Here is a 20,658-nt window from a genome sequence, read left to right as displayed (position 1 = left end):
GAGGTGTGGGTATTGCCACACACTGACCTGCTGGAGGTCCCGCTAGTGTCTGTGCACTGCCTACAAATTCCCCGGAGGACCACCCATGGCGTTCGGCTGGATCGACGAGCAGGCGCGGCTGCGCCGCCGTGCCGGACTCGTACGGACTCTGCGCCCCCGTCCGGCCGTTTCACCGCTCCTCGATCTGGCGAGCAACGACTACCTGGGACTGGCCCACCACCCCGAGGTCACCGAGGGCGCGGCCCGTGCCGCCCGGGTCTGGGGCGGTGGCTCGACCGGCTCCCGGCTCGTCACCGGCAGCACCGAACTGCACGCCGAACTGGAACAGGAACTGGCCGATTTCTGCGGTGCCGAGGCGGCCCTCGTCTTCTCCTCCGGCTACGCGGCCAACCTCGCGGCGGTCACCGCGCTGGCCCCGCACGGCTCCCTCATCGTCTCCGACGCGGGCAACCACGCCTCGCTCATCGACGGCTGCCGGCTGGCCCGCGGCACGACACAGGTGGTGGCGCACGCCGACCCGGAGGCCGTGCGCAAGGCGCTGCACACGCACGAGGGCCCGGCGATCACCGTGTCCGACACGGTCTTCTCGGTCGACGGCGACGCCGCCCCGCTCGCCGCGCTCGCCGAGGCGTGCCGGGAGCACGGCGCCGGACTGGTGGTCGACGACGCCCACGGCCTGGGCGTCCTCGGCGACGGCGGCCGCGGCGCCCCGCACGCGGCGGGACTCGCGGGCGCCGACGACGTGGTCGTGACGGTCACGCTGTCCAAGTCGCTCGGCAGCCAGGGCGGAGCCGTCCTCGGCCCCGCCCGGGTGATCGACCACCTGGTCAACGCGGCACGGACGTTCATCTTCGACACGGGTCTCGCCCCCGCGGCGGCGGGGGCGGCCCTGTCGGCACTGCGGCTGCTGCGCCGCGACCCCGAGCGCGCGGCGCGGGCCCGTGCGGTGGCGGGCGAGTTGTACGCAGGCCTGACCGCCGCGGGTCTGGAAGCGGTACGTCCGGACGCCGCGGTGGTCTCGGTGCGGGCGCCCTCCCCCGAGGACGCCGTGCGCTGGGCGGCCGGGTGCCGCGCGGCGGGCCTGGCCGTGGGCTGCTTCCGTCCTCCTTCCGTACCCGACGGCATCTCACGGCTCAGGCTGACCGCCCGCGCGGACCTGACCGGGGAACAGATCGAACGCGCTGTACGACTGATCGGCGAGACGCGGCCATGAGTCGGCGTGACACGGCCGTGCGTCGCTCGACGACGGACTGATCAGGAGTGGTTCCGGATTCGGCTCACATGCGGTCGACCGAGGCCGTGAACTGCGCCCAGCTCCTCGGGGAGAAGAGCAGCGCGGGCCCGGCCGGGTCCTTGGAGTCGCGCACGGCGAGCAGTCCGGCCCAGGGCGGGGCGTCCGGACACGCGGTCTCGACGCAGTTGTTCGCGCCGGTGCTGTAGCTGCTGCGCAACCACCGCACACCGTGCAGTTCGATGCTTGAGGGGACGTGACGAGGCAGTGCACGCATGGTGCCTCCTTACGCGCCGGCGGCTGTCCCGGCGATGAAATCCAACGATTCCTCGGGCGAAAGGGCGTGGATCTGAAGGGCGTTGAAGGCCTCCGTGTAGGCCTGGAGGTCTTCTTTCCGTTCGAGGTAGAGGCTACTCGTCAAGTGGTCGAGAACAACAACATCCAGATCAGAAGTGCTCAAAAATGACAAGATAACGAAAGGACCGGTGACGCCGATGTGCGCCCCGGCGGCGAACGGCAGCACCTGGAGCCGCACTTGGGGCAACCGCGCGGCTTCGACCAGGCGTTCCAGTTGACGGGCCATGACCCCGGGCCCGCCCACCTCCCTCCGCAGCACCGCCTCGTCCAGGACGGCGCTCAGTTCCAGCGGCGGATCCGCGCGCAGCACGTCCTGCCGGGCCAGGCGCACCTCGACCAGCGTGTCGAGCCGGTCCTCCGGCAGGCCCTCCACCGCGGCCTTCGTCACCGCACGGGCGTACTCGGGCGTCTGGAGCAGCCCCGGGACGACGGTGGTCTCCAGCGTGCGCATCGCGCCGGCCTGGGACTCCAGGCTGATGAAGTCCCGGTAGGTCGGCGGCAGCACCCCGCGGTAGGCGTGCCACCAGTGGTGCCGGCCGCCGCTGTCCTCGGACCCGGCCAACACCATGAGCAGCTCGCGCAGTTGCGTGTCCGCCACGGCGTACGCGTCGAGAAGTAACCGCACATCGGCCGGTTTCACCCCGCTCGTGCCCGTCTCGATACGACTGACCTTCGACTGGTGCCAGCCCACCAGCCGGGCCGCCTCACCGCTGGTGAGCCCCGCCGAGGTGCGCAGCGCGCGAAGTTCGGCGCCCAGTTTCCGGCGGCGCACCGCGGGACCGTGCTGCATGGGTTACTCCTTACTCCTTCCGAGCCACCCGAATACGGTCTCGCGTCGCAGAGTTCACCGCATTGAGCGACAGATATATGCATATCTTGGTGGATCGCCGCCCTTGAGGGGTGTTCTGGTGGCACTCTGGCGACGAAGCACCAGTCCGGGACCGTACTCGAACCTTCCGCTCCGTGTCGGACTGCGGTCCCGTTGGGAAAGGGACGACGTCGCCATGGCAGACCATTTGGAAGCATCCGTCACTCTGCCGAGCGATCCCGCCTCGGTCTCCGCTGCGCGCGCCTACGTGGTGGGCACGCTGGCGGAGTGGGGCCTGCCGGTGGACACGGAAGTGTCCGACTCCATCCGGCTGATCATCTCCGAACTCGCCACCAACGCCGTACAGCACACCTTCGGGCAGTCGCCCACCTTCACGGTGGACGTCGAACTCGACCGCGACGAACACCTGCGCATCGGCGTCACGGACAGCCACCCACGACTCCCCAGACGCCTGCCCGCCGCCGTCCAGCAGGACAACGGCCGCGGCCTCGTCATCATCCGCTGGCTGACCGCGGAGTGCGGCGGCAGGCTCAGGATCCGCCCCACCCGCGAGGGCGGCAAGACCATCTCGATCGAACTCCCGTGGACCGTCCCGGCCCGGCCCGTGACGGCGGCGGGACAGCAGGAGCCGTGAGCTCACCGCGTCTGTGACGTCTGCCGCGCACGGCCGAACGCCCCGCGCAGCAAGGCCCGGAAGGCCTCCACGGCCGGCGCCGCCTCCTCGCCCCGGTAGGCGACCGAGATCGTACGGCGCAGCTCGCCCGCCCCGAGCGGGCGCACCCCGACCGGCGTGACCGACGTCCGCGCCACCATCTCCGGTACGACGCCCACCCCGAGCCCCGCGCTGACCAGCGCGCACACCACCGCGTACCCGGGCGTCGCCACCAGCACCGACGGGCTGGCCCCGGCCCCCGCCAGCGCCGCCTCCACTCCCTGCCGGGAGGGATGTTCCGGCGCCATGCTGATCAGCGGCTGACCCGCCAGTTCCGTCAAGGGAAGCCTGGACGTGCCGTCGGCGAGGGCATGACCCGGGGCGGTCACCAGCACCAGTTCCTCGACCAGGACCGGCTCCATGCGCACGGAGGCGGGGAGAGCCAGGGCATCGGCGGGCTCGTACGTGTGCGTCAGGGCCAGGTCGATCTCACCGGCGGCCACGGCCGTGACACCCCTCGGCGGTTCACAGTCGGCGACCGACAGTTCCACATCCGGGTGGGCCCGGTGGAACGCGCTGAGCACCGGCGGCAGCAGATGGATGCCCGCCGTCTGGAACGTCCCGAGCCGCAGGACACCCCCCGACAGGCCGGCCAGCCGGGCCAGTTCGTGGCGGGCCAGCTCCAGCTCGTCGAGCACGCGCCGGGCCCGTGCCACCAGCAGCTCGCCCGCGCCCGTCAGCCGCGCCCCGCGGTGATGCCGGACCAGCAGCGCCGAGCCCGCCTCCCGCTCCAGCTTGGCCAGTTGCTGGGACAGGGCGGGCGGGGTGTAGCCGAGGCGTTCGGCAGCCCGGGTGATGGACCCGGCCTCCGCGACGGCGACCAGTGCGGCGAGCCGGGTCGGGTCGTACATGCCGCTGACCTCCACAGACCAAAGCAGTGCTTAAGGCCGGCCCAGGATATTCGACATACCTGCTGAAGGCTCCGGCCCGGCAGGCTGGCCGTATGGACGCACAACTCATCGCCTTCACCGGGGTGGCGGCGGGGATGGTCGCCATGCCGGGCGCCGACTTCACGGTCGTCGTGCGCAACGCCCTGGTCTCCCGCCGGGCCGGGGTCGCCTGCGCGCTCGGCATCGCGGGCGGGCTGCTCCTGCACACCGCGCTGGCCGTGGCGGGCGTCGCCGCGGTCCTGGCCGCCGTGCCCGCGCTGTTCCGCGTGCCGTGCCCGCCCAGGCCACCGGGGCCATCTCGTCCGCCGCGCGTCCCTGGCGGCAGGGCTTCGTCACGAACGCCCTGAACCCGAAAGCGCCCATCACCTTCCTCAGCCTGTTGCCGCAGTTCGTGCCCGCGGGCAGTTCCGCGCTGCCCCGGACGCTGCTGCCGGCGCTGATCGTGGTGGTCCTCGCCCTGCTGTGGTTCCCGGCCGTGGCGCTGCTGGTGGACCGGCTCGGCCGGTGGCTGCGGGAGCCGCGTGCCGCGCGGGCCGTCGAGGGGGTCACCGGCGCCGCGCTGACGCTTCTCGGTGTGCGGCTCCTTCTCGAACCGCTGAGGGCTGCCTGATGGTGCCGCGCAGCGGCGCGGGGATCCGGACGCTGCCCTGGGGCGCCGGCTCCGCCACGCCGGCCTCCGGCCGCCCGGGGCTGCCGCGCGTCTCTTCCCGCAGCCCCGCCCGCCGCACCAGCCGCGGGAGCAGCCCCCACAGGCCGACGCAGACCAGGAACGTCGCCGCGCCCGCGGCGATGCCGCCGGTCCGACTGGTCGTCACATCCACCACCAGCAGCACGGAACCGCTGAAGGCGAACACCAGCACGATCAGGCCGGTGGTGGCCAGTCGTGAGGAGACCTGCACGATGCGGGGCTTGGCGCCCTGCTGGAACAGCGAGCGGTGCAGCGCGGCCGGCGCGGTGAACAGCGCCGCGGCCAGGACCGCCAGCAGCAGCGTGATGACGTAGGTGACGCGCTGGACCGTGTCGAGGGACGTGAAGCGCGAGGTGAACGCGAGCGACAACAGGAACGCGAACAGGATCTGTACGCCCGTCTGGGTGACCCGGAGCTCCTGGAGCAGCTCGACGAAGTTCCGGTCGGCGCGTTGCAGCGGGGTCTCGCCGCGGGCGGTGCAGGGACGGTGGTCGGCCATGGGGTGACGGGTAACCACCTGGGACCGTGTCACGCTCCGGCGTGCGGCGGCGCGTCAGGGACGCCGCCGCACGCCGGGCGGATCACTTCACGCGCCCGTACCAGACGCTCTTGGTCCAGATCTTCTGCAACCGCACCACGTCCCCGGTCTTCGGGGCGTGCCAGAGCTTGTTCTTACCCGCGTAGATACCCACGTGGTACACGTTGCTGCCCGAGTGGAAGAACACCAGGTCGCCCGCCTTGCGGTTCTTGGCGGAGATGTGGCGCGTCTTGTTGTACTGCTGGGCGGCCGTGCGGGGGAGCTTCTTGCCGACCTTTTTGAACGAGTAGAGCGTGAGCCCGGAGCAGTCGAACCTGTGCGGACCGGTGGCCCCGTACTTGTAGGGCGAACCCTTCTTCGAGGCCGCGATCTGGAGTGCCTTCGTCCCATGGGTGGCTGCCGAGGCCTCCGAGGAGAAGCCGGGGGCCACGATCGAGCCGCCCACCGCGGCGATGGTGAGGGCCGAGGCCGTACCGGCCCGGACCATGAGCGACGGGACACGATTGAGCGCAGTCATGCGCAACCCTTCGTCAGCCGCCTGTGAAGGATGACCTGTCGGATTCGGGCTGGCGAAGTTGCCCGGCCGCTGACGCGGCTTCACCCCAAGGGCTGCTCGGGCCCGGTCATGGCGTGACCGTCCCGGCGACCCGTCGTGCTTGGGTCCTCCACTCCTGCCGATCCACTCCTGTCGACCGGTCATCCAGGCGGCGGCAGGACTCGGCGTCCGCCCGGACCGCCCCGCCGCTGTGGCGGGGGCTTGTCGTCAGTCAGGGATCTTGGCTCATGCTTGTCCGGAAATCCCAACGGAACCGGGGATTTGTGTTGTTACTCACCACTCACCCGTTCGGGTGGACACGTCTGTGTTCGAGCCACCGTCTACGGGCCCATGGACCGCCGGACCAGCGATGGAATGCCCCATTACGCCCTGCGGCTAGGCGCGTTGCGCAACTGCGAGGGCCCAAAAAAAGGACTCCCGTCTACTCCGAACAGAGGTACGTCGTTCGGCCCGTTTCGACTCGGGCCCGGACGCTCCGTCAACAGGGCGGGCGTCCGGGCCGACGGATCCGCGTCAACTGACGGACTCTGGGGGCAGGGCGACGCGAGCCGTGCGCCGCTCGCCGTCCAGCACCCGCAGCGCCCGGCCGAGCGTGCCGGCGTGCAGTTCCGTCTCGCCCCGCTGATGCATGAGGGTCAGCGCGTCACGCAGCGCCGTCGCCTTGCCCACCAGGGCCTGGGCGGCGCGCAGTCCGCGGTAGGTGTCGCCGGGCAGCGCCGGGTTGATCCGGCCGAGCAGGTCGACGACCTCCAGGTAACGGTCGATCAACTCCGCCTCGGCGCGGGTCAGTGCGGGCAGCGGCGGCAGTTCGGGCGGGAGCACCGGCGGCTCACTCTCCGGTCGGCGGGGCCAGGGTGGCCTTGCGGTGGGGGACGATCCGGTCCACCAGGCCGTACTCCACCGCCTCCTGGGCGGTGAGGACCTTCTCGCGCTCGATGTCCGCGCTCACCTGCTCCCGGGTGCGGCCCGTGTGCCGCGCGAGCATCTCCTCCATGCGGGTACGGATGCGGGTCAACTCGTCGGCCTGGATCGCCAGGTCGTCGGCCTGCCCGCGGACCGGCTCGGGCAGCGCGGGCTGATGGATCACCAGACGGGCGTCCGGCAGCACGGATCGCTTGCCGGGCGTGCCCGCCGCCAGCAGCACCGAGGCGGCCGCGCCCGCCTGGCCCAGGCACACCGTCTCCACGTCACAGGCGATGTACCGCATCGTGTCGTAGATGGCCGTCAAGGCGTGGAAGGTGCCGCCGGGGGAGTTGATGTAGAGCGAGATGTCGCTGTCGGGAGCCTGGTGTTCGAGGTACATGAACTGGGCCATCACGTCGTTCGCCGAGGTCTCGTCCACCGGCGCCCCGAGGAAGACGATCCGCCCCTCCAGCAGCTTCGAGTACGGATCCATCGTCCGTTGCCCGGACCCCGTGCGTTCGGTGAACTCGGGGAGCACGTAACGGGCGGACGGTCGGGTCATGGTGAACCACTCCTCGCGGGCAGAGCCGTCTCCGGCGACGGCTGCTTCTGTAAAAAATGTACAGGACGTACATGACGTTATGATGGCTGCATGGCCTACGAGATTCCGGTGACGCAAGCCAGGGCTGAGCTCGCCGACCTGATCAACCGCGTGGTGTACGGCGGTGAACGCGTCGTCGTCACCCGGCACGGCAAGCCCCTCGTCGCCCTCGTCTCAGCCGATGACCTGCGGCGACTCGAAGAGGCCGCAGAGCTCGCGGAACTCGCGGAGCCCGCGGACGAGCAGGTGGTCAGCGCGGTCTCCACGGTTCGCGAGGTCGCGTCCGCTCCTCGCGAACGGCAGCGGTTCGGGATCGCGGCGGAGCACCGGGGGGCCGACCCGGCGTAACCGGGGCCGGAGTCCGGGCAGACGGAAACCGTGCACCCCGTCCGCTGCGGCGGGGGTGCACGGTCGTTTCTGCCGGCGATCGCCCTTCTGCGAGGGCGGCGGCTCAGCGCAGCGCCGCGAGTTCCCGTCCGTCGGTCGCGGCCTCGCCGCGCGCCTTCCGTCCCCGGAGCGCGCCGCCGAGCAGTACGGCGCCCAGGCCCAGCACCGCCCACCAGGCCAGGGTCAGGGCGGGGCCGGTCGCCGCAGCGCCGTCGAAGTAGGACACCGAGCGCAGCAGCGTCGTCCCCGCGCCGGGCGGCAGCCACTGGCCGATCGCACCGGCCGGCTCCGGCAGCATCTGCGGTGCCGAAGCGGCGCCGGAGAAGGGGTTGCCGAGGAGCATGACCACGGCTCCGGCGATCCCGATGCCGGCGGTGCCGATCAGGGCGGCGAGCCCGGCGACGGCACCGCTGACGGCCAGCGCCGACAGTCCGAGCACGGCGGCCTCCGTCCACCAGCCGCCCGTGAGCACCCCGAGCCAGCTGTGCGCGATCCCGGCCGCGGCCACGCCCACCAGGGCGGACGCGCCGAGCAGCGCGGTCACGGCCCGGGCGCCGCGCAGCCCCAGCACGGTGACCACCGCGCCCGCCGCGATGCCGGCCAGCGCGAGGGGCAGCACGGTGGCGTTGAACCCCGCGCCGCGCGGATCGCTCGCCGGTGTGGCCACGGCATCGACCGTCCTGACCCGCGTGCCCTCGGCGGTTGCCTGTTGTGCCACCGCCTGCTGCAGGAACTGGGCGACGGCGGGCCCGGCGGCGGACGCGGTGAGGAGTTCGGGGCCTGGGGGGTGACCATGACCGCGCCGTACACGGTCCGGTCCTCGATGGCGTCGCGGGCTGCGGCCTCGTCGGCGTAGCGGTGGATCTCGAAGGCGCCCTCGCGCTGCTCCAGCCGCTTCTCCACCTGCGCCGTCGCGGCGGGCGGCCCCGCCACGCCCAGCGGCAGATCGCGCGGTGCGGTGCGGGCGGCCGGCCAGACGAAGGCCCACAGGGCGAGGGCCGCGAGGACGGGCACGAGGACGACGACCGCGATCAGGCGGCGGGTCGGGGTGGCGGACATGAGATCTCCTGCGGGCGGCGGACAGCGGAGCCGGGCGTCAAGGCGTCAAGGCGGATCGCCAAAAAGAAGGATCGTTCGTTTTTGCTCTGCCACCACCGTGCGCCGCCCAGTCTTCGCTTGTCAAGAATGAATATTCGTTTTACGTTGTGGACCATGGCCCGCGTGTCCCAGGAACACCTCGATGCCCGCCGCCGGCAGATCCTCGACGGCGCCGCGCTCTGCTTCGCCCGCAACGGCTTCCACGCCACGTCCATGCAGGACGTGCTGAAGGAGGTCGGCCTCTCCGCCGGAGCCGTCTACCGCTACTTCAGCGGCAAGGAGGAGCTGATCGGGGCGATTGTCGGCGAGGTGCTCGACGTCGTGGGCGGTGTCTTCGAGAGCGCGGCCGAACAGAGTCCGCCGCCGCTGCCCGACGAGATGATCCCCAGGCTCCTCGCGACCCTGAAGGAACTCAGGCCTGGTGTGGTGCACAACGGCGAGTGGATCTTCCCCCGTCTCATGCTCCAGGTCTGGACCGAGACCCTGCGCAACGAGGATCTGGCCGCCATGGTCCACACCGGCTACGCCAGGGTCCGCGCCGCATGGGTGAAGGTCGTGGAGGGCTACAAGGACGCCGACCTCGTCTCGGCGGACGCCGACCCCGACGCCATGGCGCGTGTGATGATCGCCCTCGCGCAGGGCTTCGCGGCCCAGATGGCCGTCTTCGGGGAGATGCCCCCGGAGATCCTGAGGGACGGACTGCGGGCGTTGGTGAGCATGCGGGACCCCCGGGTCGGCGGCCTGGAGGATCACAGCTCGGTTAACGTGCCTGAAACCCGGTCCAACTAGCCTGCCGCCACGCCACCAGGGCTTTTCCCCCGGGGCTGCGGCAACCGGGCCCCGCACGGTCCGGAGCGAGGACTGTGAGGTGGGACGTGCAACTGACCCCGCACGAGCAAGAGAGGCTGCTGATCCACGTGGCGGCCGACGTGGCCGAGAAGCGCCGGGCCCGTGGGCTCAGGCTCAACCACCCCGAGGCGGTCGCCCTCATCACGTCGCACATCCTCGAAGGTGCCCGTGACGGCCGTACCGTCGCCGAACTCATGTCCTCCGGACGCACACTGCTCACCCGGGACGACGTCATGGAAGGCGTCCCCGAGATGATCCACGACGTCCAGGTCGAGGCCACCTTCCCGGACGGCACCAAGCTCGTCACCGTCCACGAGCCCATCGTCTGAGAGAGGTCTCGATGATTCCCGGAGAGATCGTCTTCGCCGACGACCCGATTGCGTACAACGAGGGCCGGGAGATCACCCGGCTCACCGTCCTCAACGCCGCCGACCGTCCCGTCCAGGTCGGCTCCCACTACCACTTCGCCGAGGCCAACCCCGGTCTGGAGTTCGACCGCGCCGCCGCGCGCGGCAAGCGGCTGAACGTCGCCGCCGGCACGGCCGTGCGCTTCGAACCCGGGATCCCCGTCGACGTCGAACTCGTTCCGCTGACCGGCGCCCGCGTCGTGCCCGGTCTGCGCGGGGAGACCGGAGGTGCCCTCGATGCCTGAGATCTCGCGTGCCGCGTACGCCGACCTGTTCGGCCCGACGACCGGCGACCGGATCCGGCTCGCCGACACCGATCTGCTCGTCGAGATCGAGGAGGATCGTTCCGGCGGGCCCGGGCTCGCCGGTGACGAGGCCGTGTTCGGCGGCGGCAAGGTCATCCGCGAGTCCATGGGCCAGGCGCGTGCCACCCGGGCGGAGGGCACGCCGGACACCGTCATCACCGGCGCGGTGATCATCGACCACTGGGGCATCGTCAAGGCCGACGTCGGCATCCGCGACGGGCGGATCACCGGGATCGGCAAGGCCGGCAACCCCGACACCATGGACGGTGTGCACCCGGACCTGGTCATCGGACCGGAGACCGAGATCATCGCCGGCAACGGGCGGATCCTCACCGCGGGCGCGATCGACGCGCACGTCCACTTCATCTGCCCGCAGATCGCCGACGAGGCGCTGTCGTCGGGCATCACCACCCTCGTCGGCGGCGGCACCGGCCCGGCGGAGGGCTCCAAGGCGACGACCGTGACGCCCGGCCCCTGGCACCTGGCGCGGATGCTGGAGGCGATGGAGCAGTACCCGCTCAACATCGGCTTCCTCGGCAAGGGCAACACCGTCTCCCACGAGGCGATGCTGTCGCAGATCCGGGGCGGCGCGCTCGGCCTGAAGCTGCACGAGGACTGGGGCTCGACCCCGGCCGTCATCGACGCGTCCCTCACGGTCGCCGAGCAGACCGGCATCCAGGTCGCCATCCACACGGACACCCTCAACGAGGCCGGGTTCGTCGGCGACACGCTCGCCGCGATCGCCGGGCGCGGCATCCACGCGTACCACACCGAGGGTGCGGGTGGCGGGCACGCGCCGGACATCATGACCGTGGTCTCCGAGCCGCACGTGCTGCCGAGCTCCACGAACCCGACCCGGCCGTTCACGGTCAACACCGCCGAGGAACACCTCGACATGCTGATGGTGTGCCACCACCTCAACCCCGCGGTGCCGGAGGACCTGGCCTTCGCCGAGTCCCGGATCCGGCCGTCGACGATCGGGGCGGAGGACATCCTGCACGACCTGGGCGCCATCTCGATCATCTCGTCCGACTCGCAGGCCATGGGGCGGGTGGGCGAGGTCATCATGCGGACCTGGCAGACCGCCCACGTGATGAAGCGGCGCCGGGGCGCGCTGCCGGGCGACGGACGCGCGGACAACCACCGCGTACGGCGTTACGTCGCCAAGTACACGATCAACCCGGCGCTCGCCCAGGGCCTCGCCCGCGAGGTCGGCTCCGTGGAGAGCGGCAAGCTGGCCGACCTGGTGCTGTGGGAGCCGGCGTTCTTCGGCGTCAAGCCGCAGCTCGTCATCAAGGGCGGACAGATCGCCTACGCGCAGATGGGCGACGCCAACGCCTCGATCCCCACGCCCCAGCCGGTCCTGCCGCGCCCGATGTTCGGGGCGATCGGGCGGGCACCCGCCGCCAACTCCCTGAACTTCGTCGCGCCCCTGGCCGTCGAGGACGGGCTGCCGGAGCGGCTGGGCCTCGGGAAGCGGTTCGTGGCGATCGAGTCGACGCGCGGGGTCACCAAGGCCGACATGCGGGAGAACGACGCCCGGCCCGAGGTACGGGTCGATCCCGACAGCTTCGCCGTGCACATCGACGGGGAGCTGGTCGAGGCGGCACCGGCGGCCGAACTGCCCATGGCCCAGCGCTACTTCCTGTTCTGAGGGCATCCTGATGTCACGTGCGGCACTTCTCGTCCTGGCCGACGGCCGCTTCCCCGCCGGCGGCCACGCCCACTCCGGCGGGGCCGAGGCGGCGGTCAAGGCCGGGCGGATCCGTGGAGCGGCGAGCCTGGCGGACTTCTGCCGGGGGCGGCTGCACACGGCAGGCTCGGTGGCGGCGGCCCTTGCGGCGGCTGCCGCGCTGGGGATCGACCCCGTCGCGCTGGACCGTGCCGCGGACGCCCGTACGCCCTCGCCCGCGCTGCGCGTCGCCGCGCGCAAGCTGGGGCGGCAGCTGATGCGGGCCGCCCGGGCGACCTGGCCGTCCGCCGAACTGGACGCGCTGGCCCGGGAGTTCCCCAAGGGGGCCCATCAGCCGGTGGTGCTCGGGCTGGCGGCGCGGGCGGCCGGGCTGGGGCCGGTCGACGCGGCGTACTGCGCGGCGTACGAGAGCGTGAGCGGACCGGCCACGGCGACGGTGCGGTTGCTGAGCCTGGACCCCTTCGACGCGACGGGTGTGCTGGCCCGGCTGGCGCCGGAGGTGGACCACGTCGTGGACCGGGCGGTGGAGGCGGCGCGGAGGGTGGTCGACGAGGGGGTCGACGCGCTGCCGGCGGGGTCGGCGCCCTTGCTGGAGATCGGGGCGGAGGTACACGCGGGCTGGCCCGTGCGGCTGTTCGCCTCATAAGCAGATCACCCCTCCCGCCACTCGAATCAGTCGGACAAGAACGTAGGAGCCGCCCCATGCACCTCGACCACGACCACACCCACGACGGCCCCGGCGCCGTGAGCGCCGACGCCCTGAGGCCCGACGGCAGCCGCCGTGCCCTGCGCATCGGACTCGGCGGGCCCGTCGGGTCCGGGAAGACCGCCACCGTCGCCGCGCTGTGCCGCGCGCTGCGGGACGAGTTGTCCCTCGCGGTCGTCACCAACGACATCTACACCCGCGAGGACGCCGAGTTCCTGCTCCGGGAGGCGGTGCTGCCGCCCGAGCGGATCACCGCGGTGGAGACGGGAGCCTGCCCGCACACCGCGATCCGGGACGACATCTCCGCCAACCTCGAAGCCGTGGAGGACCTGGAGGACGCCGTCGGACCGCTGGATCTGGTCCTCGTGGAATCCGGTGGGGACAACCTCACCGCGACCTTCTCCAAGGGGCTCGTCGACGCGCAGATCTTCGTGATCGACGTGGCGGGGGGCGACGACATTCCGCGCAAGGGCGGTCCGGGCGTGACCACCGCCGACCTGCTCGTCGTCAACAAGACCGACCTCGCCCCGTACGTCGGCTCCGACCTCGCGCGGATGGCGGCCGACGCCAAGGCGCAGCGGGCCGAACTGCCCGTCGTCTTCCAGTCGTTGCGGAGCGAGCCCGGGGTGACGGATGTCGCCGCCTGGGTGCGTGCGCAGCTCGCCGCGTGGGCGGCACGCACGTGAACAGCTCCGGCGTGCGGTCCGTCGCGAGGATCGTCGCCCGGGACGACGGCCGGGGCGGGACCGCCCTGCCGGTGCTGGAGAGCGACGGGCCGCTGGCGCTGCGGCGCACCCGGGGGAGCGGTGCCGAGGCGCGGGTCATGCTGGTCGGAGCGATGAGCGGGCCGCTCGGCGGCGACCACTTCACCGTGCGGGCCAGGGTGGAGGAGGGAGCGCGACTGTCCGTCGGGTCGGCCGCCGCGACCATCGCCCTGCCGGGGCAGGCCAAGGGAGAGGCCCGTTACGACGTCCGGCTCGATGTCGCCGACCGGTCCGAACTGCACTGGCTGCCCGAGCAGTTGATCTCCGCACACGGCAGCGACCTGTACGTCACGACCCGCGTGGAGCTCGCCGCCACGGCCCGGCTCGTGCTGCGCGAGGAGCAGGTGCTCGGGCGGGCGGGTGAGGAACCCGGGCGGCTGACGAGCCGGCTCACCGTGCGGGTCGCCGGGCAGGTCGTGCTCGACCAGGAGCTGGCGTGCGGGCCCGGCGCGCCGGGCGGCTGGGACGGTCCCGCGGTGCTCGCGGGTCACCGGGCGGTCGGGCAACTGGTCGTCGTACGACCGGAGTTCGCCGCCGAGCCGGTGCCGGCCCGGGCACTCGGGGAAGGGGCCTCGATCGTCCCGCTCGCAGGTCCCGCCGCCCTGGTGACCGCCGTGGCGGCAGACGCGCTGCGGCTGCGACGGCTGCTCGACGAGGCACTGGCGTCACTGGTGCAGCCGTAATCGTCCGCTCACGCCCCGAACCAGGCGTCCTCCGCCGCGTAGTCGAACAGGTCCGGGTAGATCCGTGCGAGAGTCGGGAACGCGTCCGTCCAGTCCTGCCCGGACAGCCGGCGGGTGAGCCAGTCCACCGTCTCCGGCAGGCTCTCGGGGTAGGACACGACCGGCCGGTAGCCCAACTCCCGCTCCGCCGCGGACATGTCGAAGACCACCGGCAGCTCCACCGACCAGGGCGAGCTGCCCACGGACGGCGAGGGTGCCGCCCCGTCCACCAGGACGGTCTGCGTCTCCACACCCATCACCGCGTCCACCGCCGCTCCGATCTCGGCCACCGTCGGCGGCTGCGGATCACAGGCGTTGAGCACCCGCGAGCCGGGCCGGGCGGCCGCCAGCCGGATCAGTTCGGCGATGTTGCGGGCGGCCGACGTGTGGAAGAGGCTCTCACCCCGGTGGGCGAGCACCCTCCTGCGCCGGCCGTCGAGGTTCCGTTTCACGAAGTACAGCTCGCGGGGGAGCGGGCTGTGGGGACCGTGGATCGCGCCCGCGCGCAGCAGGGTCGTGGGCAACCGGTCGCCCGCCGCGATGAGTTCCCTCTCCAGGGCGGCCTTGCCGGTGCTGTACGAGGCGTCCCCCGGCGGGACCGTCGGCTGGTCCTCCCGTACGGGCACGGGGTACTGCGGGAAACCGCCCGGCTCGCTCATCGTGTCGAAGCCTCGGCCCGTGCCGTCCCCGTACACCGACACCGTCGACACGACCACGGCCGAGCCGACGCGGCCGGCCAGCTCGGTCAACTGCCGCGCGTGCCCGGCCCCGTAGGCGACGATGTCGACCACGAGGTCGCAGCCGTCACCGATCAGCTCGCCGAGCGCCGCGTCGTCCTCGCGGTCCAGCCGCCGCGTCCGTACCTCGCCGGGCCAGCTCTCGTCCCGGGTCCCGCCGCGCGACGCGGCCGTCACCTCCCAGCCGTCCCGCGCCAGTGCCTCCACCGCGGGCCGTCCTATCTGACCGCCGGCCCCGATCACCACAGCACGTCTCATGTTGCGACCGTAGAGGGTCGAGGTGGCCGGGGAGACGGCTTCTGCCGACAGCAGAGCCTCAAGTGAGCGGCAGGCGCGGGAACTTCCGCTCCTGCGCGGCGGCGGACGCCTCTTCGGCCTTCACGACGGCCGCGTACTGGTCGACGTATTCCTGCCCGGACAGGGAGAGGATCGCGTACATGATCTCGTCGGTGACGGCGCGCAGGATGGCCTTCTCATTCTCCATGCCCTCGTAGCGCGAGAAGTCGAGGGGCTTGCCGAAGCGGATCACGACGGGGTGGAGGTTGGGGATGACCTTGCCGGGCGGCTGGGCCTCGAAGGTGCCGATCATCGCGCAGGGAATGACCGGGACACCGGCCTTGAGGGCCATGACCGCGACGCCCACCTTGCCCTTGTAGAGCCGGCCGTCGTGCGAGCGCGTGCCCTCCGGGTAGATGCCGAGCAGCTCGTCCTTGCTCAGCACGCCGAGGCCCTCGCGGATCGCGGCCTGCCCGGCGTCCTTGCCGGAGCGGTCGACGGGGATCTGCCCGGCGCTGCGGAAGAACGACGCCGTCAGCCGGCCCTTGATGCCCGGGCCCGTGAAGTACTCGGCCTTCGCGAGGAAGGTGATGCGCCGCTTGAGGACCGCGGGCATCAGGAAGTGGTCCGAGAAGGACAGGTGATTGCCGGCGATGATGGCGGCGCCCTCCGCCGGAACGTGCTCCAGGCCTTCTATCCGAGGCCGGAAGACCAGCCTCAGCAGCGGTCCGAGCAGCACGTATTTCAGCAGGTAATAGAACAAAGCGGGCGCTCCTCGACTCTTGCGGTGGACTCAACCGCCGCGTTCCAGCAGGTCAACCGGCATGTCGTGGGGTGCCAGTGTAGGTGCAGGCATGGCCACCGGGCACCTCGTGCGACGGGACCGTGCCGATCCTTTGCCGATTGACTGACGGTCAGTCAGGGAGGGTGTATCCGATGGTGCTCATGCGGCTGGGGAGGACCGCGGGACCAGCGTGCTGCTCCACCCGGGTGACCGGCAAGCCGAACGGGTGGCGTGGCGGGATACCAGGGGTGCCTGGCCAACCGCCGGCTCTTGCGGCCCTGCCGAGTAGTCTGCGAAGTATGCGGATCTCTGTTTCCTCGGACATGGACGAGCCCGTCGCCCGCTCCCTCGTGGCCGCGCTGCGCGACCGAGGGCACGAGGTGCGCCCGCACGGCGCGCTGCGTCCCGGGGACGACCCCCAGTGGGCGGTGTGCTCCGAGGCCGCGGCCCGCGAGGTCGCCGACGGGACGGCCGACCAGGCCGTGGTGTGCTGCTGGACCGGCACGGGTGCCTCGATCGCCGCGAACAAGGTGCCGGGCGTCCGGGCCGCCCTGTGCACGGACGCCTACACGGCCGACGGGGCGCGCCGCTGGAACGACGCCAACGTCCTCGCCCTCAGCCTGCGGCTCACGTCCGAGCCGCTGCTGAAGGAGATCCTCGACGCGTGGTTCGCCGGCGAGCCCAGCGCGGACGCCGAGGACCGGCAGAACGTGGACCGGGTCAGGCTGCTCGACCACGGCAACACCCGCAGGTAGGGCCTGTCGCCCTGGCTCACAGCCGCACGACGATCAGCGCGGTGTCGTCGGTGGCGCCGCCGGGCGGCAGCAGTTCCAGCAGGACCGTGTCGGCGAGGGTCTCGGGATCCTGGTCCCGGTTCCGGTACAGCGCGTCCGCGAGGCGGGCCAGGCCGATGTCGATGTCCTCGCCGCGTCGCTCGACCAGGCCGTCGGTGTAGAGCACCAGAGTGGCGCCCGGCGTGAAGGCCGTCTCGGCCTGGGGTCTCGGAATCGGGTCGGGGCGGGCGTCGAGCGGCGTGTCGGTGGCACCGTCGAGGAACTCGGCGCGGCCGTCGGGGTGGACCAGCACGGGCGGCGGATGGCCGGCGCTGCTGTAGGTGATGGTGTGCCGGTCGAAGTCGATGAAGGTCGTCACGGCGGTCGCCGACTCGGCGCCGTCGACCACGTGGGCGTAGCGCCCCAGCACGTCCAGGGCCTGGGCCGGGCCCTCGGCGACCCGGGAGGCCGCGCTGAGCGCGCTGCGCAGCTGGCCCATGACACCGGCGGCCTCCAGCCCGTGCCCGACGACGTCGCCCACGGACACGCCGACCCGGTGGCCGCCGACCAGGTCGACCAGGTCGTACCAGTCCCCGCACACGTTGAGCGCGCCCACGGCGGGCCGGTACCGGACGGCGGCCCGGTGGTGGGGGCTGACCTGACGGCGGTTGGGCAGCATCGCCTCCTGGAGGGCCAGCGCCACCTCGCGCTCCCGGGAGTGCGCCTGGCGCAGCCGCTCGTTGAGCTCCTGGAGCTCGCGGGCGCGGGTGTACAGCTCGGCCTCCAGGACCCGGGCCCGGCCGCCCCGGCCCCCTCCCGGGCGGCCCCGGGCCCGGATCAGCTCCGTGACCTCCTCGACGCGGTGCAGGATCAGCGCCACCTTGCCGTCGGGGCCGAGCAGCGGCGCGTTCACCGGACTCCAGTAGCGCTCCTGCCATTCACCGGGCCGCTCGGGATCCTCGATGTCGTAGCGCTGGAGGGCCATGGCGTCGCGCTCCCCGGTCGCCAGGACCCGGTACAGCGAGGCCTCCAGGTTGCGCATGCCCGTCGAGGCGGGGTCGTTGGGGTTGTCGGGGAAGACGTCGAACAGGAAGTGCCCGACCAACTGCTCGCGGGAGCGCCCGGACACCCGGACGAACTCGTCGTTGACATCCGCGTACACCAGCTCGGGCGTCAGCAGCGCCACCATGCCGGGCAGGGCCTGGAACACCGCCGTGTAGTCGATCGCCGAATCCGTCATGGCCGCCGCCTCACCACTGCCGGGATCAGACCAGTTTCCCACGGTATGGGCGAACCCGGCCCCGGCTTCACTCCACGAGCGCGGCCATGGGCAGCTCGGCGAGCTCCGTCAGGGACTGCTCCGCCCAGATGATCTTCCCGTCGGGGACGAACCGCGTGCCCCACCGCTGCGTCAGCTGGGAGACCAGCAGCAGACCGCGCCCGCCCTCGTCCGTCGTACGGGGATGGCGCAGATGGGGCGCGGTGGCGCCGCTGTCCAGGACCTCGCAGACCAGGGCACGCTCCCGGATCAGCCGAAGCCGGATGGGCCCGGTGGCGTGCCGTATGGCGTTGGTGACCAGCTCGCTCACCACCAGTTCCGTCGTGAACGCCAGCTCGTCCAGCCCCCAGCGGGCGAGCTGCCGGGTGGCCGTGCGGCGGGCGTCGGCGACGAGGGCAGGGTCCGGGTCCAGGTCCCAGGCCGCCACCTGCTCGGTGCCGAGACGTTTCGTACGGGCCATCAGCAGCGCCACGTCGTCGTACGGGCGCGCCGGGACCAGCGCGTCGACGACGTTCCGGCAGCGCGTCTCCAGCGGCCCCGCCCCTTCCAGTGCCCGGCGCAGCCGTTCCCGGCCGGCGTCGACGGCCCAGGTCTCTCCCCGGGCCAGCAGCCCGTCGGTGTGCAGGGCGAGGGTGCTGCCCTCCACGAGGGACAGCTCGACCGCCTCGAAGGGCGGACCGCCCACGCCGAGCGGCGGCCCCTGCGGGAGATCGACGAACGTGACCGAGCCGTCGGGCAGCACCACGGCCGGTGCGGGATGCCCCGCGGCGGCCATCGCGCAGCCGCCGTCGACCGGGTCGTAGACCACGTACACACATCCGGAGCCCACGCACTGCGTGCCCGCGGAGCCCGCCGCGCCCGGTTCGGCACCCTCTTCCCGGGCCGACCGCGCCACCAGGTCGTCGAGGTGCCCCAGCACCTCCTCGGGCGGCAGGTCCTGAGCGGCCAGCGTCCGTACGGCCGTCCGCAACTGACCCATGGCCGCGGCGGCGTCGATGCCGTGCCCGGGCACCTCGCCCACGACGAGCGCGACGCGCGCACCGGACAGCGGGATGAGGTCGTACCAGTCGCCGCCGAGGCCGGTCAGCTCGTCGGCCGGCCGGTAGCAGGCGGCCACCTCGACCGCGTCCTGCTCGGGGAGCCGGTGGGGGAGCAGGCTGCGCTGGAGGACGAGCGCGGCGTCGCGCTCGCGCGTGTAGCGCCGGGCGTTGTCGAGGCAGACGGCCGCGCGGGAGACGAGGTCCTCGGCCAGGCGCAGGTCCTCCTCGTCGAAGGGCTCCCGGCCGTGGCGCCGGAAGAAGGTGGTGACGCCGAGCGTGGTTCCGCGCGCCCGGACCGGCACGATCATCACGCTGTGCAGGCCCAGCTCCCGGAACCTGGCCTGTCGGCCGCTCGGTGCGTCGGTGGTCCAGTCCCGGGCCGACGGGTCGAGCCGTTCCTCGCGCCAGGACCGTCCCGTGGTGAGGCAGCGGACCGGGGGCGTTCCGGCCCGGAAGGCCACCACCTCGCCGATGTCGATGACGGACTCCACGAGGTCGTCCTGCGCGCACCGGTATCCGGCGCGGCGCAGGGCCACGGCCACCGGCTCGTCCGTGTCCGCGAGCGGCCCGGGGGTCAGTTCGGCGCCTCGCAGCACCGTCTCCAGCAGGTCCACGGTGGCGAAGTCGGCCAGTCCCGGCACGGCCACGTCGGCCAGCTCCTGCGCGGTGCACATGAGGTCCAGGCTGCGGCCGATGCTCTCGCCGGCCCGGTCGAGCAGCGCCAGCCGCTGCCGGGCGCGGTGCCGTTCGGTCATGTCGACGACCGTGTAGTACACGCCCATCGGGTTGCCCTGATCGTCGTCGAGCCGGGTGAACGACAGCATGTGCGCGGTCTCGCGCAGCGGGGCCGACTGCACCTGGCCCACGTGCTCGTAACCGACCACGGCCTCGCCGGTCTCCAGCACGCGCCGCATCTGCGCCTCGACCGCCTGGGCGTCCAGGCCGGGCTGGACGTCCGCGAAGCGCAGGCCGAGGCGGCGCGGTGCCGGTCCGCCGCCGAACTGCTCCAGGGCGGCGTTCGACCATACAAAACGCAGGTCCGTGTCCACGATCGCGATACCTACGGGGGCGTCGGACACCATCCGCTCCAGCACCGTACGGCTCATGTCCCAGCCGGGCGCGTCGGCCAGCTCCGACAGCAGCACCAGCCGGCGCTCGCCGCCGTGCGCCTCCTCGGCCGAGGTGATCCGGGCCGCGACCCGCACCGGCTGCCCGTCCCTTCTGCGGGCCGTCAGCAACCCCGTCCAGCCACCGTCCCTTCGGCACCGCTCGACCAGGTCCGGCACGCGCTGCGCGTCCTCGGCCGTCAGCAGATCCGCCAGCTTCCTGCCGACCGCCTCGGCCGCCGGGTACGCCAGCAGCCGCCGGGCTTCGTCGGTCCAGCCCGTCACCACGCCCTGCGGATCGAGCAACAGGGGCGCGGCGTCGGCCACGTCGAACCGCTGCCGGGCAACGCCGTACTCCTCGTGTGCGCCCACGGCCGACCTCTCTGTCGCTGAGAGTGGTCTACCACCTCTTGCCCCAATCTTCACC

Annotated in this window: 22 protein-coding genes and 2 pseudogenes; 12 read left to right on the top strand and 12 right to left on the bottom strand. The window is 72.3% G+C overall.

Annotation, left to right across the window (positions count from 1 at the left end):
* The first annotated feature begins 85 nt into the window (after positions 1-85).
* Entirely contained in the window at positions 86-1,213 is a 1,128-nt protein-coding gene (locus CA983_RS04070) for an 8-amino-7-oxononanoate synthase (protein WP_086599496.1), read from the top strand.
* A 64-nt stretch (positions 1,214-1,277) separates the two neighbouring features.
* Here the strand turns inward: CA983_RS04070 and CA983_RS04065 are convergent, their stop codons facing one another.
* Positions 1,278-1,508, bottom strand: a complete 231-nt coding sequence (locus CA983_RS04065; RefSeq protein WP_086599495.1) for a DUF397 domain-containing protein — start codon at positions 1,506-1,508, stop codon at positions 1,278-1,280.
* Positions 1,509-1,517: 9 nt separating this feature from the next.
* A complete protein-coding gene (locus CA983_RS04060; protein WP_086599494.1) occupies positions 1,518-2,378 on the bottom strand; it encodes a helix-turn-helix domain-containing protein in 861 nt (286 codons plus the stop codon).
* A gap of 214 nt (positions 2,379-2,592) precedes the next feature.
* Between CA983_RS04060 and CA983_RS04055 the strand changes: the two genes are divergently transcribed.
* Entirely contained in the window at positions 2,593-3,051 is a 459-nt protein-coding gene (locus CA983_RS04055) for an ATP-binding protein (RefSeq protein WP_086599493.1), read from the top strand.
* 2 nt (positions 3,052-3,053) lie between these two features.
* On the opposite strand, the gene CA983_RS04050 is transcribed toward CA983_RS04055, so the two are convergent.
* On the bottom strand, positions 3,054-3,980 hold the full coding sequence (locus tag CA983_RS04050) for a LysR family transcriptional regulator (RefSeq protein WP_086599492.1): 927 nt from the start codon (positions 3,978-3,980) through the stop codon (positions 3,054-3,056).
* A gap of 92 nt (positions 3,981-4,072) precedes the next feature.
* Between CA983_RS04050 and CA983_RS04045 the strand changes: the two are divergent.
* A pseudogene (locus tag CA983_RS04045) lies at positions 4,073-4,629 on the top strand (LysE family translocator).
* Here CA983_RS04045 and CA983_RS04040 read toward each other — a convergent pair.
* The 4 genes from CA983_RS04040 to CA983_RS04025 form a co-directional block, all read right to left on the bottom strand.
* Positions 4,565-5,206, bottom strand: coding sequence for a DUF6328 family protein (locus CA983_RS04040; RefSeq protein WP_086599491.1), 642 nt, complete (start codon positions 5,204-5,206; stop codon positions 4,565-4,567). The pseudogene CA983_RS04045 and the gene CA983_RS04040 overlap by 65 nt on opposite strands.
* Positions 5,207-5,288: 82 nt before the next feature.
* Positions 5,289-5,762 (bottom strand): C40 family peptidase, encoded by a 474-nt coding sequence (locus CA983_RS04035; protein ID WP_086599490.1) that lies wholly within the window; start codon positions 5,760-5,762, stop codon positions 5,289-5,291.
* Between the two features lie 552 nt (positions 5,763-6,314).
* Positions 6,315-6,623, bottom strand: a complete 309-nt coding sequence (locus tag CA983_RS04030) for a hypothetical protein (RefSeq protein ID WP_086599489.1) — start codon at positions 6,621-6,623, stop codon at positions 6,315-6,317.
* Positions 6,624-6,630: 7 nt separating this feature from the next.
* Complete coding sequence (locus CA983_RS04025; protein ID WP_086599488.1) at positions 6,631-7,266, bottom strand: ATP-dependent Clp protease proteolytic subunit; 636 nt, start codon at positions 7,264-7,266, stop codon at positions 6,631-6,633.
* Between the two features lie 90 nt (positions 7,267-7,356).
* Between CA983_RS04025 and CA983_RS04020 the strand changes: the two genes are divergently transcribed.
* Positions 7,357-7,653 carry a type II toxin-antitoxin system Phd/YefM family antitoxin gene (locus tag CA983_RS04020; RefSeq protein WP_086599487.1) on the top strand — a complete coding sequence of 99 codons (297 nt, stop codon included), beginning with the start codon at positions 7,357-7,359 and terminating at the stop codon, positions 7,651-7,653.
* A gap of 103 nt (positions 7,654-7,756) precedes the next feature.
* On the opposite strand, the pseudogene CA983_RS04015 reads toward CA983_RS04020, so the two are convergent.
* Positions 7,757-8,751, bottom strand: a pseudogene (locus tag CA983_RS04015) (ABC transporter permease).
* A gap of 153 nt (positions 8,752-8,904) precedes the next feature.
* On the opposite strand from CA983_RS04015, the gene CA983_RS04010 reads away from it, so the two are divergent.
* The 7 genes from CA983_RS04010 to CA983_RS03980 all read left to right on the top strand — a co-directional run bounded on the left by CA983_RS04010 (position 8,905) and on the right by CA983_RS03980 (position 14,197).
* Positions 8,905-9,579, top strand: coding sequence for a TetR/AcrR family transcriptional regulator (locus tag CA983_RS04010; protein ID WP_086599486.1), 675 nt, complete (start codon positions 8,905-8,907; stop codon positions 9,577-9,579).
* An 86-nt stretch (positions 9,580-9,665) separates the two neighbouring features.
* On the top strand, positions 9,666-9,968 hold the full coding sequence (locus CA983_RS04005; RefSeq protein ID WP_010041087.1) for an urease subunit gamma: 303 nt from the start codon (positions 9,666-9,668) through the stop codon (positions 9,966-9,968).
* Positions 9,969-9,979: 11 nt separating this feature from the next.
* Positions 9,980-10,291, top strand: coding sequence for an urease subunit beta (locus CA983_RS04000; RefSeq protein ID WP_086599485.1), 312 nt, complete (start codon positions 9,980-9,982; stop codon positions 10,289-10,291).
* The gene (locus CA983_RS03995; RefSeq protein ID WP_086599484.1) at positions 10,284-12,005 is read left to right on the top strand and encodes an urease subunit alpha; all 1,722 of its coding nucleotides are present in this window, start codon (positions 10,284-10,286) and stop codon (positions 12,003-12,005) included. The genes CA983_RS04000 and CA983_RS03995 overlap by 8 nt, the downstream gene beginning before the upstream one ends.
* A 10-nt stretch (positions 12,006-12,015) precedes the next feature.
* Positions 12,016-12,690 (top strand): urease accessory protein UreF, encoded by a 675-nt coding sequence (locus CA983_RS03990; RefSeq protein WP_086599483.1) that lies wholly within the window; start codon positions 12,016-12,018, stop codon positions 12,688-12,690.
* Between the two features lie 56 nt (positions 12,691-12,746).
* On the top strand, positions 12,747-13,436 hold the full coding sequence (gene ureG, locus CA983_RS03985; RefSeq protein WP_086599482.1) for an urease accessory protein UreG: 690 nt from the start codon (positions 12,747-12,749) through the stop codon (positions 13,434-13,436).
* Complete coding sequence (locus CA983_RS03980) at positions 13,418-14,197, top strand: urease accessory protein UreD (RefSeq protein WP_086599481.1); 780 nt, start codon at positions 13,418-13,420, stop codon at positions 14,195-14,197. The genes ureG and CA983_RS03980 overlap by 19 nt, the downstream gene beginning before the upstream one ends.
* Positions 14,198-14,205: 8 nt before the next feature.
* On the opposite strand, the gene CA983_RS03975 is transcribed toward CA983_RS03980, so the two are convergent.
* Positions 14,206-15,231, bottom strand: coding sequence for an NAD-dependent epimerase/dehydratase family protein (locus CA983_RS03975; protein ID WP_086599480.1), 1,026 nt, complete (start codon positions 15,229-15,231; stop codon positions 14,206-14,208).
* 58 nt (positions 15,232-15,289) lie between these two features.
* Positions 15,290-16,012 (bottom strand): lysophospholipid acyltransferase family protein, encoded by a 723-nt coding sequence (locus CA983_RS03970; protein WP_086599479.1) that lies wholly within the window; start codon positions 16,010-16,012, stop codon positions 15,290-15,292.
* 320 nt (positions 16,013-16,332) lie between these two features.
* Between CA983_RS03970 and CA983_RS03965 the strand changes: the two genes are divergently transcribed.
* Positions 16,333-16,788 carry an RpiB/LacA/LacB family sugar-phosphate isomerase gene (locus CA983_RS03965; RefSeq protein WP_086599478.1) on the top strand — a complete coding sequence of 152 codons (456 nt, stop codon included), beginning with the start codon at positions 16,333-16,335 and terminating at the stop codon, positions 16,786-16,788.
* Positions 16,789-16,804: 16 nt separating this feature from the next.
* Here the strand turns inward: CA983_RS03965 and CA983_RS03960 are convergent, their stop codons facing one another.
* The gene (locus CA983_RS03960) at positions 16,805-18,046 is read right to left on the bottom strand and encodes a PP2C family protein-serine/threonine phosphatase (RefSeq protein WP_086599477.1); all 1,242 of its coding nucleotides are present in this window, start codon (positions 18,044-18,046) and stop codon (positions 16,805-16,807) included.
* Positions 18,047-18,113: 67 nt separating this feature from the next.
* Complete coding sequence (locus tag CA983_RS03955; RefSeq protein WP_086599476.1) at positions 18,114-20,603, bottom strand: SpoIIE family protein phosphatase; 2,490 nt, start codon at positions 20,601-20,603, stop codon at positions 18,114-18,116.
* Positions 20,604-20,658 lie beyond the last annotated feature (55 nt).

Source organism: Streptomyces swartbergensis (assembly GCF_002148965.1).
Lineage (GTDB): Bacteria > Actinomycetota > Actinomycetes > Streptomycetales > Streptomycetaceae > Streptomyces > Streptomyces swartbergensis.
Note: the sequence above shows the minus strand (reverse complement) of the source record. Positions and strands in the feature narration are given on the sequence as shown.

Excerpts from the sequence above, each read along its gene's own strand:
- CA983_RS04070 (WP_086599496.1), top strand. The coding sequence starts at position 86 with ATGGCGTTCGGCTGGATCGACGAGCAGGCGCGGCTGCGCCGCCGTGCC.
- CA983_RS04065 (WP_086599495.1), bottom strand. The coding sequence starts at position 1,508 with ATGCGTGCACTGCCTCGTCACGTCCCCTCAAGCATCGAACTGCACGGT.
- CA983_RS04060 (WP_086599494.1), bottom strand. The coding sequence starts at position 2,378 with ATGCAGCACGGTCCCGCGGTGCGCCGCCGGAAACTGGGCGCCGAACTT.
- CA983_RS04055 (WP_086599493.1), top strand. The coding sequence starts at position 2,593 with ATGGCAGACCATTTGGAAGCATCCGTCACTCTGCCGAGCGATCCCGCC.
- CA983_RS04050 (WP_086599492.1), bottom strand. The coding sequence starts at position 3,980 with ATGTACGACCCGACCCGGCTCGCCGCACTGGTCGCCGTCGCGGAGGCC.
- CA983_RS04040 (WP_086599491.1), bottom strand. The coding sequence starts at position 5,206 with ATGGCCGACCACCGTCCCTGCACCGCCCGCGGCGAGACCCCGCTGCAA.
- CA983_RS04035 (WP_086599490.1), bottom strand. The coding sequence starts at position 5,762 with ATGACTGCGCTCAATCGTGTCCCGTCGCTCATGGTCCGGGCCGGTACG.
- CA983_RS04025 (WP_086599488.1), bottom strand. The coding sequence starts at position 7,266 with ATGACCCGACCGTCCGCCCGTTACGTGCTCCCCGAGTTCACCGAACGC.
- CA983_RS04020 (WP_086599487.1), top strand. The coding sequence starts at position 7,357 with ATGGCCTACGAGATTCCGGTGACGCAAGCCAGGGCTGAGCTCGCCGAC.
- CA983_RS04010 (WP_086599486.1), top strand. The coding sequence starts at position 8,905 with ATGGCCCGCGTGTCCCAGGAACACCTCGATGCCCGCCGCCGGCAGATC.
- CA983_RS04000 (WP_086599485.1), top strand. The coding sequence starts at position 9,980 with ATGATTCCCGGAGAGATCGTCTTCGCCGACGACCCGATTGCGTACAAC.
- CA983_RS03995 (WP_086599484.1), top strand. The coding sequence starts at position 10,284 with ATGCCTGAGATCTCGCGTGCCGCGTACGCCGACCTGTTCGGCCCGACG.
- CA983_RS03990 (WP_086599483.1), top strand. The coding sequence starts at position 12,016 with ATGTCACGTGCGGCACTTCTCGTCCTGGCCGACGGCCGCTTCCCCGCC.
- ureG (WP_086599482.1), top strand. The coding sequence starts at position 12,747 with ATGCACCTCGACCACGACCACACCCACGACGGCCCCGGCGCCGTGAGC.
- CA983_RS03975 (WP_086599480.1), bottom strand. The coding sequence starts at position 15,231 with ATGAGACGTGCTGTGGTGATCGGGGCCGGCGGTCAGATAGGACGGCCC.
- CA983_RS03965 (WP_086599478.1), top strand. The coding sequence starts at position 16,333 with ATGCGGATCTCTGTTTCCTCGGACATGGACGAGCCCGTCGCCCGCTCC.
- CA983_RS03960 (WP_086599477.1), bottom strand. The coding sequence starts at position 18,046 with ATGACGGATTCGGCGATCGACTACACGGCGGTGTTCCAGGCCCTGCCC.